Below are 17,325 nucleotides of genomic sequence, written 5' to 3'. Positions count from 1 at the left end.
TTTTCTTCCAGAGTGCGCTGCTCCACTTCCTGACAGGCCCTGACCAGCATCTGCTTTCGCCACCTTACGCAACTGGGAATGGATTTGCCCCTCCAAAGAGGCGACACTCGGATCGTCCAGTGATATACTTACTTTGGCGGTCAATTCGATCGTCGGCATAGGCTCTCCTCTGTAAGTATTTGGTTTCTCTTATATGAGAGCCTATCGCTTTTCTTCCCTTTTGCCAACTGCGTATTCTTGAACGCATCCGTTATATGGGGCTCCGTTGCCTTCTCAGGGGTGACTACCTATAATTGAAGCGTATGAGACTCCTATAGCAATGAAATTCCTGAGGCGTAGTGATTATGCCGATATATGAATACCGTTGTGAACAGTGTGGGCGATTATCTGCAGTCTTTAGGCGAAATTACGAGAGTCCTGTGGCTCTTTCCTGTCCATATTGTGGGCATCGTGAGCTCCAAAAACTCATTTCCCGCTTTGCTGTAGCCAGGTCAGAGGAAAGCCGGTTGGAGTCACTGGCTGATCCCAGCAAATTAGGCGATGTTGATGAGAGTGATCCCAGGAGCGTGGCCCGCTGGGCCAGGCGTATGGGAAGGGAATTGGGGGATGAGCTGGGGAATGGTTTCGAGGAAATGACTGAGCAGATAGCCTCTGGGGAACTTCCTCCGGAGGGCGTCCAGGAAGAAGCGAATGATGGGCTCTTCTAGTTCCCCATATCCTCGCTTGTACATGATCCCAAGCGGGTTGTTTCCTGCGTCCACGTCATAAGTATCGCCATCGCTAGTTGATAGGTTGGATGCCCTTTGAGGGCATCCGTTGTTCTTTCAAGAGGGCTGAATACATGGGTTCCATGAGGACCTTGCCCCTGGTGGGGGATCCCTGGATATGCTTCAGCCCTCATAATAAAAGCTTGGAAGGGTTGCTTTGGGCCTTTCTAGGGGATGATCCTCGATATCCTTGATATCCTTCTTGGGGACTATTTGACAGTCAATTTTCAAGTCGCTAGAATGGCAACGAGTTCAATGCACCTGGTCGATGAGGGGACTGACAGGTAGCAGACCAGGTGTATCTCTTATATGAGGAGGACCCAAGTTGTATAAAATATTAGCCGATCAGGATCTGGCTCCTGGCTTAAGGCTTTTCAGGGTTTATGCGCCCCACATCGCGCAGAGGGCCAAGCCAGGACAGTTTGTAATCGTCAGGATGGATGAACAGGGCGAACGCATCCCCTTGACAATCGCCGACCAGGACGTGCAAGAGGGGAGCGTCTCTATTATAGTCCAGGGAGTGGGCAAGACTACTCGCCAGTTGGGAGCACTCCATGCGGGTGATAGCATCGCTACCTTTACCGGTCCCCTGGGGCGTCCTACCGAGATTGAGCATTGGGGTGTTGTTGTTTGTATGGGAGGGGGCTTCGGTGTAGCGCCGGTCTTTCAGGTAGCACGGGCAATGAAAAAAGTGGGCAACCATGTTGTTACCATCATGGGAGCAAGAAACGTCCAGCTACTCTTTTGGGAAGATAGGCTTGGTTCAGTGAGTGACGAATTATATATAACGACGGATGATGGAACGAAAGGAAAGAAAGGATTTGTTACCGACGTGTTAAAAGACTTTATTGACGGAGAGAGAAAGATTGATCTGGTCTTCGCTGTGGGGCCAGTACCTATGATGCGGGCTGTGGCCAGAACAACGGAGCCATACGGGATACGGACGGTGGTCAGCTTGAACCCGATAATGGTAGATGGCACTGGATTATGTGGTGCCTGTCGGGTGAGCATCGGAGGACAAACGAAGTTTGCCTGTGTTGATGGGCCTGACTTTGATGCTCATCAGGTTGATTGGAGCCTGTTGATGAACAGGTTAAGCCAATATCTGCCTGAAGAGAGGGTGTCCTTAGAGCGGTATGAACAAGAATATCGCTGCCAGATGGAAAAGGCTAAATCTGAGATTAGGTTATGATGGAGATATTTTAAGGAGAGCTAAATGCCACTTAATCTGAATAGACAACCAATGCCGGCTCAGGATCCTGAGGTTCGCCGAAAAAACTTCGAAGAGGTGGCTCTAGGCTACACCGAAGAGATGGCGATTGCGGAGGCCAGCCGTTGCCTACAGTGTAAGACGGCCCCTTGCCAGCGGGGTTGCCCTGTAGGGGTCGATATCGCTGAATTTATCAAGTATTTGCGCGAAGGGGACCTCCCCACCTCTGCCCGAGTGCTGAAGACGAAGAACAACTTGCCAGCGATATGTGGTCGGGTATGCCCTCAGGAGACGCAGTGCGAGATTCAATGTGTCTATACGAAGAAGGGAGCACCTGTCGCTATCGGCCGTCTCGAGCGCCTTGTGGCTGATTGGGAACTAGCCCAGGGGTCGACGCTGCCGGAGGTTGCGCCTCCTACAGGCAAAAGGGTGGCTATTGTTGGCTCAGGTCCAGCTGGCTTGACAGCTGCGGCGGATTTGGCACGTTTAGGACATAACGTAACCATCTTTGAGGCCCTCCACGCTACTGGTGGTGTACTTGTTTATGGTATACCCCCATTTAGGTTGCCTCGAAAGGTAGCTCAGGCTGAGATCGAGGCCGTGCAGCGGCTTGGTGTGGAGATAAGGGTAGATTGGGTGATTGGTAAGGTTGTAATCGTTGATGAGCTATTGGCCGATGGCTATAGGGCAGTGTTTTTGGCTACTGGGGCTGGACTGCCCAACTTTTTGGGTATTCCGGGCGAGAATTTGAATGGAGTATATTCGGCTAATGAGTTTCTGACCCGGGTGAATCTGATGAAGGCCTATCTCTTTCCTGTTTACGATACGCCTATCAAGTTAGGGAAGCAAGTTGCTGTCGTCGGGGCTGGCAATGTGGCGATGGATGCGGCGCGGACGGCCTTACGCCTGGGAGCACAGCGTGTAACTATTGTCTATCGCCGTTCCAGGGCTGAGGTACCCGCTCGCCTTGAGGAGTTAGAACACGCCGAGGAGGAAGGGATCATCTTTCGATTTCTCACAGCCCCTACCCGGTTACTTGGTGATGATAAGGGTTGGGTGGTGGCTATAGAATGTCAGGAGATGGAATTGGGCGAGCCGGATGCGAGTGGTCGACGTCGGCCCATACCCAAGAAGGGCTCAGAGTTTGTCCTAGAGACAGATCAGGTCATCGTGGCTATCGGTACGAGCCCCAATCCACTGGTGCCCCGAACCACTAAGGGGCTGGAGATCACAAAACATGGTACAATTGTGGCTGATCCTATTACAGGGAAGACGTCCAAACCAGGTATTTGGGCTGGTGGTGATGTGGTTACGGGAGCAGCAACGGTTATCGCGGCTATGGGGGCCGGTAAGCAAGCCGCTGCCTCCATCAATGCCTACCTGATGTCTTGATTGGGTTCCAGGTTTACGTCGGCACTCAGGGCTGAATCATTTTTAATCATTTTTTTAGAGAAGCAGGCTGGAGGAGAGTAATATTGGTCCGCTGGGGTAAGAACAATGGGGGATAAACCGGTATTCCTAACAGCTATGGGGAAGATGAAGTTGCAGGAGGAGTTGACCTACCTGCGAGAAGTTCGCCGCCGAGAGGTAGCTGAACGAATCCGCGCGGCGAAGGAGCTAACGGACACTTTTGATAACCCTGAATATTTCGAGGCCAAGAATGAGCAGTCCTTTGTCGAGGGTAGAATCCGCACCCTAGAAAGGATGCTCGCTAACGCGGTCATTATCGAAGATCATGAAGATGCCGGTGACATTGTACATCTCGGCTCACACGTAACGGTTCGCAACGAGGAGGGCGAACTCGAGTACTATACTATCGTGGGCTCGGCTGAGGCCGATCCACTTACCGGGAAGATCTCTAACGAATCCCCTGTTGGTAAGGCTCTCCTTGGGCGTCGGCCGGGTGAAGAAGTAACGCTGGCCGTCCCAGGTGGGATACGTGTGCTATCCATCGTCGTTACCACCTAATGTCTAACTATTTCTCCGACCCGCCTTCGCTTCTGTCTTACATCTCTTGTAGTTTCGACTGGCTGTCGTTGAATACTGTCTAGCACACCTTAGGAGAAGGATGTGACCCCGATCCGACGGCAGTACGTGCAGCTGAAGAGACAGTACCCCGATGCTATCCTCTTCTTCCGGCTCGGCGACTTCTATGAGACGTTCGACGATGATGCCAAGCTTGTCGCCACCGAGCTGGAGATCACCCTTACCGCTCGTGAGATGGGCAGGGGTTATCGTGTGCCTATGGCTGGGGTACCCTATCACGCAGTTGATGGCTATCTGGCTAAGCTGATAAACAGAGGCTATAAGGTTGCTATCTGCGAACAAGTAGGAGATCCCGTTTCGACTAAGGGATTAGTACGGCGTGAAGTAGTGCGGGTCCTTACGCCAGGAACCGTGCTAGAGCCAAATATGTTGCAGGCCAAAGATAATAATTATCTGTCCGCTGTGTGTTGGGATATCAAAGCAGCTGGGATAGCCCACATCGACATAACTACGGGCGAATTTGCTACCTGTCAGTTGACAGGTGAAAATGCTCTTTCCTTATTGCAACAGGAGCTGGAGCGGCTGCGCCCGGCTGAATGTTTGACTCCGAAGCCAGATCCTCGCCGGAAGATATCTGATTCAGAGATGGCGATGATTCTTCCTCCGTATATCCATCACACCCCCTATGACGCCTGGCATTTTGATCTGGAGACGGCTCGAGAGGCGCTAGGCAACTGTCTTGGCGTCTCTTCCCTGGAGGGATTTGGTTGTGCTGGGTTGCCCTTGGCCATTCGAGCAGCGGGAGCGATCGTACAGTACTTAGAAGAGACGCAAAAGGCAGCCTTAGGTCAATTATCCGATCTTCGAACCTACTCAACCGATTCGTTTATGGTTTTAGACGCGGCCACCCGACGCAATCTGGAACTTGTGCAAACTTCACGTAGTGGTTCGGTCAGAGGTTCATTACTGGGGGTGCTTGATCAAACCCAGACACCTATGGGTGGACGACTCTTGCGGCGTTGGTTGAGCCAACCGCTTCTGGACATACATCATCTGCGTGCTAGGCAGGAGATGGTCGGCAACCTCATCTCGGAGGCGCTCTTGCGTGCTCGATTGATACAAATGTTAGGGCAGTTGAGCGATATCGAACGCATTGCTAATCGTGTTGTCCAACAGGTAGCCATACCACGTGACCTTGTAGCCTTACGAACCAGCCTTGAGATCATCCCGGGCATCAAGCAAACCTTAGCCGAAGTTATGTTGGAGCGAAGCGATAATCGCGATAACCGAAGCGTGGCGGGTGTGGAGACGCTGAAGGCAGAGAGTGTAGTGTGGGCTGCCTCTCACAAGGCTGATCACGCCGCTGACCGGGTGGACATATCTTGGCTTTTGAGTCAGCTGGACGAATGTGCTGATCTAGCCTCATTGCTCGCTCAGTCCATCGTGAGTGATCCGCCCAGTTCACTGGGTGGAGGAGGGGTAGTTGCGCCCGGCTTTTCACTTGAACTGGACGATTTGCGGGATTCGACCAAAAAGACTCGCCAATGGGTCGTCGCCTTGGAGCGTACTGAGCGTGAGCGGACCGGCATTCGCTCGCTCAAGGTGGGTTATAATAAGGTCTTTGGTTATTATATTGAGGTTAGTAAGCCTAATCTTAGTCTAGTACCCCCAGAATATATTCGGAAACAAACTCTCACTGGTGGTGAGCGCTTCATCACAGACGAATTGAAAGAGAAGGAGAGGCTGATCCTGCATGCTCAGGAGAGGATGGTCGAGCTGGAGACGCTCCTCTTCAAACAGGTCTGTGCCCAGGTTGCCGCGGCGTATCCCCGGCTTATGGCCACAGCTCAGGGCATCGCTCACCTCGATGTCTTCACAGCTTTGGCTGAGGTGGCGGAACGCAATGACTATACGTGTCCTGAACTGACCAATGGTAAAGAGATAAGTATTACGGCTGGACGTCATCCGGTGGTGGAACTCGTGCTTTCAGCTGAGCCGTTCGTCCCTAACGATATTTATCTCTCCAACGATGAGGCTCAGGTGATCATCCTCACCGGCCCGAATATGTCCGGTAAATCTACCTATGCACTCGGGGTGGCTCTTATCGTTCTTATGGCTCAAATAGGCAGCTTCGTGCCAGCTGAGAGCGCTACCATCGGCCTTGTTGATCGTATCTTTACGCGGGTGGGTGCTCAGGAAGATATTGCTGGTGGCCAGAGCACATTTATGGTGGAGATGGCTGAGACGGCGAATATCCTCAATCATGCTACGTCAAGCAGCCTCATCATTTTGGATGAGGTTGGGCGAGGAACGAGTACATTTGATGGTATGGCTATTGCCCGTGCTATTATCGAGTATATTCATAATCATCCCAAACTGGGGTGCAAGACGATATTTGCTACGCACTACCATGAGTTGACTGAGCTAGAGCAGCGATTGCCACGCGTGCGCAATTTTCGCGTTGATGTTCTGGAAGAAGGGGACAGGGTAGTCTTTTTGCATAAGGTCGTGCCTGGAGGAGCTGATCGCAGCTACGGTATCTATGTGGCTAAATTAGCCGGTATTCCCAAAGCCGTTACGCGGCGTGCTGAGGAGGTCTTGCAGGAACTGGAACGTTCCTCGCAGAGACGATCGATAGAAGGCTCCCGCAAAGGTCGTGGTGGCGAATATGCAGTCCAGCTGCCACTCTTTGGCCAGCCTCATCCTGTTCTGGAAGAGCTGGCGGCGCTAGATATTCTTTCTCTAACACCGATCGAGGCTCTCACAAAACTATACGAGCTGCAACATAAAGTAAAGGAGAGCGGAATCCATTGATGCTCTGAGGCGAATGGTAAGAAATGGTGGGTCGAGTATGCCTATTCAAGTACTTAGTGAGGCCATTATCGGCAAGATAGCGGCCGGAGAGGTGATTGAGCGGCCGGTCTCTGTTGTTAAAGAGCTGCTTGAGAACGCCATAGATGCTGGGGCGACACAGATAAGAGTGGAAACACGGCGTGGTGGACTGGAGCTCATCCGTGTTATTGACGATGGGGTGGGCATACCAGCCAACGAATTGGATCTGGCTTTGCAACGCTATGCGACAAGCAAAATACAGGATTGGGAAGATCTAACCAACATACGCACGCTTGGTTTCCGGGGTGAGGCCCTGCCCAGCATTGCCGCGGTGGCTGACGTTACCATAGTCAGTCGGACAGCGTCTGATCGTGGCGGAATCTTCGTGACGGTTAAGGGGGGAAAGATCGAGCAGCGTGGCCACCAAGCTGCCCCTCTAGGCACGATGGTGACGGTGCGCAATCTATTTCAAAACGTGCCCGCGCGACTTAAGTTTCTGAAATCGGCTAACACGGAAGCGAGTCATATTAGTCATCTGGTTGGTCAGTATGCCTTAGCCTACCCGGAGATACGATTCAGTCTCTTGATTGAAGGACGCGTATCGTTTCAATCGGCTGGTACTGGTGATCTGCGGGATGTCTTACTTCAGCTATATGGTGTAGAAACAGCTGAGGCGATGTTAATGGTGGATAGCAGTGGGTTTGGTAGCCCTAATATTCGGGTCGATGGCTGCGTCAGTCCACCTAATATAACCAGGGCAACTCGTGCCTATCTTTCGTTTTTCATCAATCGCCGCTGCGTGCAGAACCGCATGCTCGCCTTTGCTGTGGAGGATGCCTATCGATCGCTCTTGGCTGATGGTAGACATCCTATCGTTGTCCTTAATGTTCATCTACCAGGCGATCAGATCGATGTAAATGTCCACCCACGCAAGGCTGAAGTGAGGTTTTTGAATGAGCACGAGGTCTTCAGCTGCGTGCAACGGGCTGTCCGCCAGTCCTTGACCAGTCACCTGTCATTGCCGGCCATTATTAGCCGTTCAACGGCGGTGGTCGAGGCAACCTCACCCCGGTTGCAATTTGCCGAGCGGGAGAGCCGACCGCCACTTTTCCCGGAGGAGACGCCGAACCAAACGACAACGGAGCCTCTGCCCCGTACTGAGGGTGGACTGCCACTCTTACGCGTGCTGGGTCAATTAGGAAATACCTTCATCGTTGCTGAAGGACCTGATGGGCTGTACCTTATTGATCAGCATCGTGCCCACGAGCGCGTGCTCTATGAGCGGCTGCGGGAGGAGCGTGCCGAAGCGAACGTGCATTCTCAGTTGTTTCTGGAACCGCTGACAGTGGATCTAACCCCTCGGCAGATGTCTCTCGTATCTCAGCGCTTGCCGCAGTTGGCTGAAATGGGCTTCGCCCTGGAACCCTTCGGCGAGCAATCCTTTTTATTACGTGCTATTCCTAGCATATTGTCCAAAGCGGATATAGTTCAGACAGTGAATGAACTGATCGATGAGCTCGCTGAGGAGAAAGATGGAACCGATTGGTTGGAGGATTTGATTGTGATGATGTCGTGTAAAGGGGCGATTAAGGCTGGGCAGTCCCTTTCTATGGCTGAAATGCGAGAGCTCTTGTTACAGTTAGAAAGGGTGAGCATTGCCCCCCGATGTCCTCATGGCGCCCCGACGATGGTGCGTCTTAGCCAACATCAGCTGGAGAGACAATTTGATCGTCGTTAACTCTAGACCTTTAGATAGGAATGGGCGTAAATAGTTTGATTCTGCAGAATACGGACGGTCTTCAGGATATTCATCTGCTCCTGGTCATTCGGATCGACCAATGACTCTTCAATCTCCGTCATATTGGCCACGCTATCGTAAAGGGCAGCGAGTAGGCGACCGATTGGCGTGCTTGTATCACGCTGCTCCACCAGGCGCACGGCGTGCATAAGCTCTTTATCTTGTGGATCCAGGATAGCCGCATCTAGACCGGCGCCAAGGGCCATCACCAGGAATACCTTGTTGATCAGTCCACGGATTTCGCTGGGGGAGCCGTTAGATATGTTGCTGAGCCCAACGACCGTCTTCGGTGGTGGGTCAGTCAGCTGTTTCATAATTCTGATCGCCTCAATGGTCTCAACCGCTCCAGGTTGATCGACACAGATCGGCAGAACAAGTGGGTCCAAGTAGAGACGGTCAGCAGGGATGCCGTGTGCGTCGGCCACAGCGATGAGATCAAGGGCAATGCTGGCTCGGGAGGAAGCATCCTTCGGTATACCCTCATCGGTCATAGCCAGAGCTATCACGTCAGTCTCGTACTGTACGGCGAGGGGGAGCATATTATTCAGTCTAGACTGTTCGGCAGAGATGGAGTTGATAATGGGGCAGAGGCGACATCGTTTCAATCCAGCCTCCATCGCTAGTGGATTTGTGGTGTCGAGCGACAAACGGACGTTGGTGACTGCTTGCACGGTGTCGACTACCCATTCTATTATCTCGACGCCTCTCTTCTTCGAAGGTCCGATATTGAGATCAAGCACCTCAGCCCCGGCCTGCACCTGGCGCAAAGCTAGACTTTGAATCACTTGAGTATCACGTTCCTCGATGGCAGTCCGCACGCGTGGAGCGATGATGTGAATACTTTCACCAATGATTAACACCTACTCTACCTCCTTGGCATTCTGACAAGATTTGGCATCCTTGCTGATCAGTCACGTTTTCTATCTGGGTCCCACGGTCACCACGGATCAGCGAAGGTGACAAGATTAATGACTTTTAGCAAGTGTTTCAGGGATCACTCTATCAGGCGCTAGCCTCATCCGGCTGGCGATCTGTCGAATAGACTTGTAGGCGATCGATTCTGCAGGCAACTCTATTAGAGGACGGCCCGTGGCCTCGAAGGCGGCGATGGTGGGATCGTCGGGTATGGTGCCGATCAGTTCAACCCGAATCGAAGCGATGATCTGTTGTAATGGCTCTGGAAGATCACCATTGAGACGGTTGATGATGAGATAAACCGCCCCAACATTGGTCTGTAGCTCTTTGACCAGGTCAACGATCCGCACAGCGGTAAGCAAACCCCGCTGCGTGGGATCGGACACAATGAGCAGAAGATCGACATCGCGGGTCGTACGTCTGCTCAGGTGTTCTAAGCCGGCCTCATTGTCAATCACTACGTAGTTGTAGCCAGCTTCAAGGCGATCGATGCAAATCCTCAACCAATTATTGGCGGCGCAATAGCAACCCGGCCCCTCGGGGCGTCCCATGGCCAGAAGGTCGATCCCCTCGCCCTCTACTAAGGATTCGTTGATCTTATACTCTACATAATCTTGCTTGGACATTCCTAATGCGGCCGATCCGGTTTTTACTTTATTCAGTAGCTCTTCGCGCATGTCGCCGACTGTATTGTCAAGCGGTAGATTGAGTATGATATTCAAGTTAGAGCTGGGATCGGCGTCGATGGCCAGTACCGTTCCAAGGTTGTTCTCTCGGATATATCTTATCAACAGACCGGCGATGGTCGTTTTGCCCGTACCCCCCTTGCCGGCCACAGCGATGGTCGTTGTCATCGTATGCTCCTCAATATCTATTATCTAGATTTTTCAATATTTCCCAGCCACGAGGGATTGGCCTCGTTCTCTTAGCAGCCGTTCAACTGAAGGGAAAGCCTCGATATTCGTATGAGGCAGGAATAGACAAGAAGTATATTCATCCATAAACGCGTTGTTCGCTGAGAGCTCTAGGTAAGTCATTCTCCTTGCCACATCAGAGACAACCTTTCGCATATCGCGGCAAAGGAGTGCAGTATAGGCACCCAGTATCGAGGTATTGCCTAAGTATTTAAATTTATCCCAAGGGACATCCGGTAAGAGTCCAATCTGGATGGCCTTTTCAACGTTGAGGTGTTGTCCAAAGGCCCCCCCGATGAGGATCTCCTTGACGTCTTCCATATTCAAGCCAACGTAGCGAAGGAGGATGGAGAAGCCAGCATAGATGGCTCCCTTGGCCCGAATTAAATTGTTGATGTCCGTCTCTGTCAGGACAATATCCTGCGTATGTGCAGTCTCTGGGGCCCAGGCGATGACGTATTCGGGTCCATACTCACCGATGCGTACGCGGGGCGTATTCAGCTCGCGTTGGAGTCTTCCGCCTTTGTCTACAATGCCGGTGATGAACATCTCGGCCAGAGCGGAGATCAATCCAGAGCCGCAGATGCCTCGCGGGGGAACGTTGCCAATAACGCGATAGGTTGGCTCATAGGTGCGGCCATTAATCCAGATTTCATCGATGGCTCCACTGGAGGCTCTCATTCCGTGTCGAACACCACCGCCCTCAAAAGCCGGGCCGGCGGAGCAGGCGCAGGTTGCTAACCAATCAGCATTACCGAGGACGATCTCGCCGTTTGTCCCAATATCTATGAAGAGGCTAAGGCGTTCGCTCTGAAAGAGCCCAGAGCTGATCACCCCGGCGGTAATATCTCCCCCTACATAGCTACCAACAGCCGGCATACACTGGATACTGGCGTGGGGATTAATCGTTATGCCCAGTTCGCCTGCTGTTACAGCGGGAGGATGGGTTATAGTTGGGATATAAGGCTCCTCTCGAATATATCGGGGAGGGATTCCCAGGAAAAGGTGAATCATCGTAGTATTGCCAGCGACTATCATCTCGTTAATTTCGCCAAGTTGTAAACGGTTGCGGCCAGCTAACTCAGTCAAGAGTTCATTGATCGTCTTGATCGCCAGGCGTTGCAAATGGCTCAGCCCATCGCCTCGCTGGGCATAGATGATGCGTGAGATGATATCCTCACCACAGCTAATTTGGGCATTATAGGCAGAGGCTGTATCCAGCACCTTACCACTGATAAGGTCAACGAGGTAGATGACTATGGTGGTTGTCCCAATGTCAACGGCCACACCCAGGGAGTTGCCGCTGCGGTTGCCGGGGAGAAGCCCGATCAGACGTGCCCCGCGCTCGTCAGGAGGGAAGAGATTCTCGTTATCGTTCAGTTCTAGACCGGGCATCTCGAGAACGGCAGTAACCCTCCAATCGGCAGCGCGTAGGGTGTGAGCGATGATACGCAGAATCGGTAGGTCCGCTCCGAGCTGCTTGATCTGCTCCTGATGGGTTAGGGCTTGTCGCAATCGGTCGAAGTCGTTAGTATTGTCGGCTAGGCTTGGAGGCTCCATTTCTAAATAAATCTTTCTGATACGCGGATTGTGGCGCCATTCACATTTAATGGGCAGAGCTATCCTTTCTGCTGTAGTCCAGATCTCTACCTGAGGCGCAGTGACAGGGCGGGGCTCCACGAAGATGATAGTGTCGCCCTTGACCACGGTCTGGCAGGCGAGGACAATCCCTTGTTCGGCTTCGTTAGTGGTGAGATGAGGGGTTTGGCGCGTGGCAACTTCGCCCATTTCGATTCGTACTTTGCACCGTCCACAGCGTCCTTCCCCGCCACACGGTGTAGCTAAATCTATCCCGGCCAAGCGGGCGACGTCAGACAACACTGCGCCCACTTCCGCTTGGACTATCTTACCTGAAGGATTGAAAACTACGATGCAATCAGCGATTTTTGGCCACCTCCGTTTGATCCCTCGTTCTCTGAAGAGCTTCCGAAGGGAGCATCCTTGGGATCCTCTCTCATGACGCTGCGGCCGGAGCGCCGACCGCTTGCCAAACAGTCTTTAAATAGACCGGAATATCAACGGCCTCTCGAGGGCCGACCAATATTTGCCAGTTGGGTAGTTCCTCTTCTATCTCGCCGGATATCCCGGCTATATAACCTGGAATCACCAGCTTATGGTGAGCCAGTTTGCTCTCAAGATTAGCGCCCTTGACCGTTTTGGCTATCTTCTCGGCATCAAATTTACCCGCGGCCCAGGCTGTCAGCACTGACATTCCCTCTGCATCAGCCACTAGCAGAAAGGCAGGTATCCCACTGGCCTCGACCTCTCCTGCTACAGTAAAGTAGGTCAAAGAGAAGTTGGTTGTGATGAGAAGAGGGGAATTTTCGGCTGGCTCACCGATTTGATAAAGGTCGGGTTTAACTTGAATCGGTTTCTGCGGATCGGTATAAATATTTTGGCGGAGGGTCAGTAGGGGGTAGGCAAGGCTGGGATCGAAATGATCCAGCACAATGATCCCCGCATACTTGGCAATATCTTGGGCCGCTAATACAGCCTCCTCCAAGGGGGAATTGGCTACTTCACCTGGGAAGCTGATAATCGGGAAGCCAACCAAGCGGAAATTCTTGCGCAGGGCCAAACGTCTGATAAATGTATGTTGGATCAATGTTCCCTTCAGCCCTCTTGTCTCTGGATCCAAGATGATATCGGATACACCAGCTTTTATCACCTGTTCCGCTAGACTGGCCAAGGTAGATAGGTCACCCTCGTCATGGACGACCAGAGGGCATTGAAATTTTTGGGCTAATCTGGCCATGTCTTCCCAATTATCTTTGGTGGCGGCGTAGATCAGTGGTCTATCAACAGCAACTTTTTGGAGGGCAACCTCCATAGCCTGGCTAACTGTAGACATAAGTACTAGCGGTAGATTCGTTTTAGCCTTAACTGTTTCGATACAGCTCACGAAGGCAGATGCATCTCCGGATGCGTTTTCTATGGCCAGACCATTGAGATGGAGAGTGGTGCCAACTCGCTCCACAGCGTACTCGTTAACTTGCTGAGCAGTCATGGTGACCTGTTCGGAAGGTTGCGTATCCTTAATTCTGAGCATTAAGCCTGGTTCGTGGTAGAATGTTTTTTCGTGGCGAAACAGAACGGTTTCATTCCCAATTTCAATCCTGTTATCCCCCTTGCCGATTGTTATCAGTCGAATAGGGGGGGCGGAAGCGGCATCTAAGAGCTGTTTCGCTTCCTCTGAGACGTAAGGGCAGGCGGAAAGCTCAGCTCCTTTGGCGGCTAGCTTCATGGCAAAGGCGAGGCAGGTGGGGAAGCCACACTCCTTACAATTAGTTTTAGGCAAATGTTTATAGATCTCAAGTCCACTAAGAGGCATATCTCCTTCTCCTTTTGCAGCTGATTTAGCAGTAGCCCATCGTCGCACCCGATTAGTGAGCTATTAGATCCTCGATGGTTTGCTTGACCGCTTCCACTGCCTGAGGATGACGCAGCACAACGATGTCTGCACCGGCAGTTAGAAGGGTAGCAGCGGTGATCGTCTCCCAGGCAACTCCTCTCGTTTCGAATTCACCCCACGCTGTTGGTACCCCTTCTGGTATTTTACTCTCTTTGACGCGCCAGGCCTCCTCACCGACAGTACAGATCATCGGCATTTGAGTCATGCGGTCCCCTTGTAAGGCGGCGAGTCGGAGACGTTCCATTACAGAGTAGGTGTACTCTAAGCCGTAGCCTAATGAACCAGTGGTAGGGTCCATCAAGATACGATCGAGGGGCAAGCCCATATCACTGATCAGGATATTGAGCTGTTTCTGAATATTCACATCGATGGGGGCTCGTCCGATGGCGATGTGCCCGTGAGCGAGACAGGCAGCGACGATTGTACGATAGTTCTTATCTTCGCAAAGCCCCAGGGCGAGGCGTTCACCATCACCGGCTTCCGCCACTTCCACAAGCATCTCATTATCAGCTTCGGGAATCCCTGGACCATAGACAATGAGGGGCACATCCACCGCTTCCAATACGGTTTTGACTGTCTCCTTGACGCCTCTATACCCCTTCTCTTCACCCTTTGATGGGGTAAGCTTGAGGGCAATAATATCTGCGCCAATTTGGACAGCTCTCTCTGCCCATCTCCTGACATCGTTGACGAGGTCGCCCCAGACTTTCAGTAGAGCTGGAGACCACTCGGCAGGCTTCTTATCCCATATCTCGATGGCGATGGCGGGTCGATGAGGTATCTCCCCTTCGAAGTGTAGAAACGGTAGGGTTGATTCCCCACCAACGATAACAGTTCGTTTGCGTGTCCCCCCTTCAGCACTTGTTGCGCCCAGTTGTACCTCGTGTACCTTGCCTACCCATTTCTCAGTAGGTATTTGAACAGTCACTGACACTATACCCTCTCCTTTCGTTAAGGTCCTTGCCGATATTTATTATGAATTTCTTACTTTATATCCAAAAAAAGGTCAGCGAAGACGCACGTCAGGGGCCAGTTGGCCCAAACCGTGAATCATTATAACATATAGAGAGGTAATGGTGTAAAATCGAACAGGTGTCCGTACGTATTGCAATTCGCTCGACCTTGCGTTATAGTTACAAAGAGCCTGAGTGCTCTGTTCGTAGTGCTGGGCAGGCCATAGAATGACAGGGGGTTTTAGATTGCTTCGATCTCCGCCCCGATCACCTTGTATTCAAGTCCCTTCAATGGTTCCCATGTAGGGATTGATACTATTTAGAATCAAGGGGTATGTATTTATGGAAAACATCTGTATTATCGGTGTTGGCTATGTGGGGTTGGTGACAGGAACCTGCTTTGCTGATTTAGGCAACCGGGTGGTGTGTCTGAATACCTCCAAGGAAAAGGCTGAGAACTTGAAAAGAGGCATCATCCCGATCTTTGAACCAGGCTTAGAAGAGTTGGTGCAGCGCAACTATGCCGCCGGCAGGCTCAACTTCACTACCTCTTACGACGAGGCCTTAGAGCACGCCGATTTTGTTTTCATCGCTGTCGGTACCCCAACCGGGGTTGAGGGCGAGGCTGATCTGTCATATGTCCAGGTTGCGGCCGAAGATATAGCCAAAGCGATGCACAAGCCCCTTATAGTAGTCAATAAAAGCACGGTGCCGATTGGGGCTGGTGATTGGGTATCTAGCATCATTGAGAAGAATAAGAGGATCGATGTTGAGGTCGCCGTGGTCTCCAATCCGGAGTTCCTCCGTGAGGGAGCAGCTGTCTATGACTTTATGAATCCAGACCGGGTAGTTCTTGGCTCAACAAACAAGGCTGCGGCTGAGAAAGTGGCGAATCTCTATGCCCCCCTCAAGTGCCCCGTTCTTATCACCGACATTCGCACAGCAGAAATGATTAAATATGCTTCCAATGCCTATCTGGCTACCAGAATATCATTTATCAACGAGATAGCCTCCATATGTGAGAAACTGGGGGCGGATATAAAAGATGTGGCTCGCGGCATGGGCTATGACAAGCGCATCGGGTCCATCTATCTGGAGGCTGGCCTTGGCTGGGGCGGTAGTTGCTTCCCAAAGGATGTCAAGGCTTTAGAGCATATGGCCGCTATGCAGGGGTGTCATCCTCAGCTCTTGCGCGCGGTTATGGAGATCAACCGGGATCAGAGGAGGCGGTTCATCCAGATGGTACGGGATGCACTTGGTACGCTTCAGGACAAGGTGATCGGTGTCCTTGGCCTCTCGTTCAAGCCTAACACAGATGATATGCGCCATGCTCCTTCGGTCGAGGTCATTCATCTGATGCAGATTGAGGGAGCCAAGATCAAAGCCTACGATCCAGCAGCGATGAAGGTAGCTAAGAACATATTACCTACAATTGCCTACTGTGCCAATCCCTACGAAGTGGCTGAAGGGAGCGATGCTTTGGCGATTGTTACCGAATGGAATGAATTCAAGCAGCTCGATTTGGCCAGGATCAAAGAGCTCTTGCGACAACCAGTCGTTATAGATGGGCGCAATATCTATGATCCCTTAACGATGAAGAGTATGGGCTTTATATACCAGTGTATAGGTCGGCCCATCCCAAGTGGGGAGACTATGGCTTCCGCTAGCCTTGCCGCAGTGTGATTGCCTCTAGCTGCATGGTGCCTCCAACCAGCGTTCCAAAAGGTGCTCCAGGAAGTTAGAGTGTGTCGATAGAAGAGCACCAACCTTGTCTGACACAGGCGCTAAGGGGTAGCTTATGCCAGAATTGAAAGATATAGTGGAAAAGATTCGCCTCGACTTCGAGGCGAAGAATGCGGCCAGGGAAGATGGTTTATCCCTCTCGCGTAAGATAGCTCGTGCTTCGGCTAATGCCATCCGGGCTGTGCACCGAGGCGAGTTCCCCGAGGCCATAATCTTATTGTCCGAGGCGGGCCAATCCCTTGCCCAAGTCAGGGAAATCTTGCGTTCCTATCCAGATGTCCTTTACGCCGGATTTGTGCACGATGCGGCGAAAGAGTATGTTGAGGCAAGTGTTACCTATGCGCTGATTACCGGGCAGGACTTACCTGATCCTGATACACTAGGGGTCGACTATCCGGCGTATTTGAATGGATTAGGCGAAGCAACAGGTGAACTGCGTAGATATATCCTGGACTGTCTGCGTCGGGGCGATACCAGTCGTTGCGAACATCTCTTGCAAGCGATGGACGACATCTATGGCCTGTTGTTCAGTATAGATCACCCCGATGCAGTGACGGCTGGTCTTAGACGCACGACGGATGCAGTGCGGGGTATCGTTGAGAAGACGCGTGGGGACTTTACCGTGGCTTATCGCCAAAGTGAGCTGGAATCCAATCTGGCCGAGTTTCAAAAAGCTGTGGGACGGCTAAAAATACTCGGGGCAGGGGAGTAAGTTAGGGCCCTATCTATGGTGGG

Annotated in this window: 13 protein-coding genes; 8 read left to right on the top strand and 5 right to left on the bottom strand. The window is 52.0% G+C overall.

Features of this window, described 5'->3' with window-relative positions:
* Positions 1 to 344: 344 nt before the first annotated feature.
* From M1136_10800 to mutL, 6 genes are all read left to right on the top strand, one after another.
* Entirely contained in the window at positions 345 to 707 is a 363-nt protein-coding gene (locus tag M1136_10800; protein MCL5076115.1) for a zinc ribbon domain-containing protein, read from the top strand.
* Positions 708 to 1,092: 385 nt separating this feature from the next.
* Positions 1,093 to 1,959, top strand: coding sequence for a sulfide/dihydroorotate dehydrogenase-like FAD/NAD-binding protein (locus M1136_10795; protein MCL5076114.1), 867 nt, complete (start codon positions 1,093 to 1,095; stop codon positions 1,957 to 1,959).
* Positions 1,960 to 1,983: 24 nt separating this feature from the next.
* Positions 1,984 to 3,369, top strand: a complete 1,386-nt coding sequence (gene gltA, locus M1136_10790) for an NADPH-dependent glutamate synthase (protein ID MCL5076113.1) — start codon at positions 1,984 to 1,986, stop codon at positions 3,367 to 3,369.
* Positions 3,370 to 3,474: 105 nt separating this feature from the next.
* Positions 3,475 to 3,945: a transcription elongation factor GreA gene (gene greA / locus M1136_10785; GenBank protein MCL5076112.1), complete on the top strand. Its 471-nt coding sequence runs from the start codon at positions 3,475 to 3,477 to the stop codon at positions 3,943 to 3,945.
* A gap of 102 nt (positions 3,946 to 4,047) precedes the next feature.
* Positions 4,048 to 6,777 carry a DNA mismatch repair protein MutS gene (mutS, locus tag M1136_10780; protein MCL5076111.1) on the top strand — a complete coding sequence of 910 codons (2,730 nt, stop codon included), beginning with the start codon at positions 4,048 to 4,050 and terminating at the stop codon, positions 6,775 to 6,777.
* A 37-nt stretch (positions 6,778 to 6,814) separates the two neighbouring features.
* Positions 6,815 to 8,533, top strand: a complete 1,719-nt coding sequence (gene mutL, locus M1136_10775; protein MCL5076110.1) for a DNA mismatch repair endonuclease MutL — start codon at positions 6,815 to 6,817, stop codon at positions 8,531 to 8,533.
* A 2-nt stretch (positions 8,534 to 8,535) separates the two neighbouring features.
* Here mutL and M1136_10770 read toward each other — a convergent pair whose 3' ends face one another.
* The 5 genes from M1136_10770 to M1136_10750 all read right to left on the bottom strand — a co-directional run bounded on the left by M1136_10770 (position 8,536) and on the right by M1136_10750 (position 14,822).
* Positions 8,536 to 9,453 (bottom strand): dihydropteroate synthase, encoded by a 918-nt coding sequence (locus tag M1136_10770; GenBank protein MCL5076109.1) that lies wholly within the window; start codon positions 9,451 to 9,453, stop codon positions 8,536 to 8,538.
* A 105-nt stretch (positions 9,454 to 9,558) separates the two neighbouring features.
* Positions 9,559 to 10,362, bottom strand: a complete 804-nt coding sequence (locus tag M1136_10765) for an AAA family ATPase (protein ID MCL5076108.1) — start codon at positions 10,360 to 10,362, stop codon at positions 9,559 to 9,561.
* Positions 10,363 to 10,395: 33 nt separating this feature from the next.
* Positions 10,396 to 12,300 (bottom strand): ASKHA domain-containing protein, encoded by a 1,905-nt coding sequence (locus M1136_10760; GenBank protein ID MCL5076107.1) that lies wholly within the window; start codon positions 12,298 to 12,300, stop codon positions 10,396 to 10,398.
* Positions 12,301 to 12,436: 136 nt separating this feature from the next.
* Positions 12,437 to 13,813, bottom strand: coding sequence for an acetyl-CoA decarbonylase/synthase complex subunit gamma (gene acsC, locus M1136_10755; GenBank protein ID MCL5076106.1), 1,377 nt, complete (start codon positions 13,811 to 13,813; stop codon positions 12,437 to 12,439).
* A gap of 52 nt (positions 13,814 to 13,865) precedes the next feature.
* Positions 13,866 to 14,822, bottom strand: a complete 957-nt coding sequence (locus tag M1136_10750) for an acetyl-CoA decarbonylase/synthase complex subunit delta (protein MCL5076105.1) — start codon at positions 14,820 to 14,822, stop codon at positions 13,866 to 13,868.
* 367 nt (positions 14,823 to 15,189) lie between these two features.
* Between M1136_10750 and M1136_10745 the strand changes: the two genes are divergently transcribed.
* Entirely contained in the window at positions 15,190 to 16,530 is a 1,341-nt protein-coding gene (locus M1136_10745; protein MCL5076104.1) for a UDP-glucose/GDP-mannose dehydrogenase family protein, read from the top strand.
* A gap of 115 nt (positions 16,531 to 16,645) precedes the next feature.
* Positions 16,646 to 17,302 (top strand): haloacid dehalogenase, encoded by a 657-nt coding sequence (locus tag M1136_10740; GenBank protein MCL5076103.1) that lies wholly within the window; start codon positions 16,646 to 16,648, stop codon positions 17,300 to 17,302.
* Positions 17,303 to 17,325 lie beyond the last annotated feature (23 nt).

The sequence above is a fragment of the Chloroflexota bacterium genome (genome assembly GCA_023475225.1).
Classification (GTDB): Bacteria; Chloroflexota; UBA6077; order FW602-bin22; family JAMCVK01; genus JAMCVK01.
This window is presented reverse-complemented; position numbering and strand designations above follow the sequence as displayed.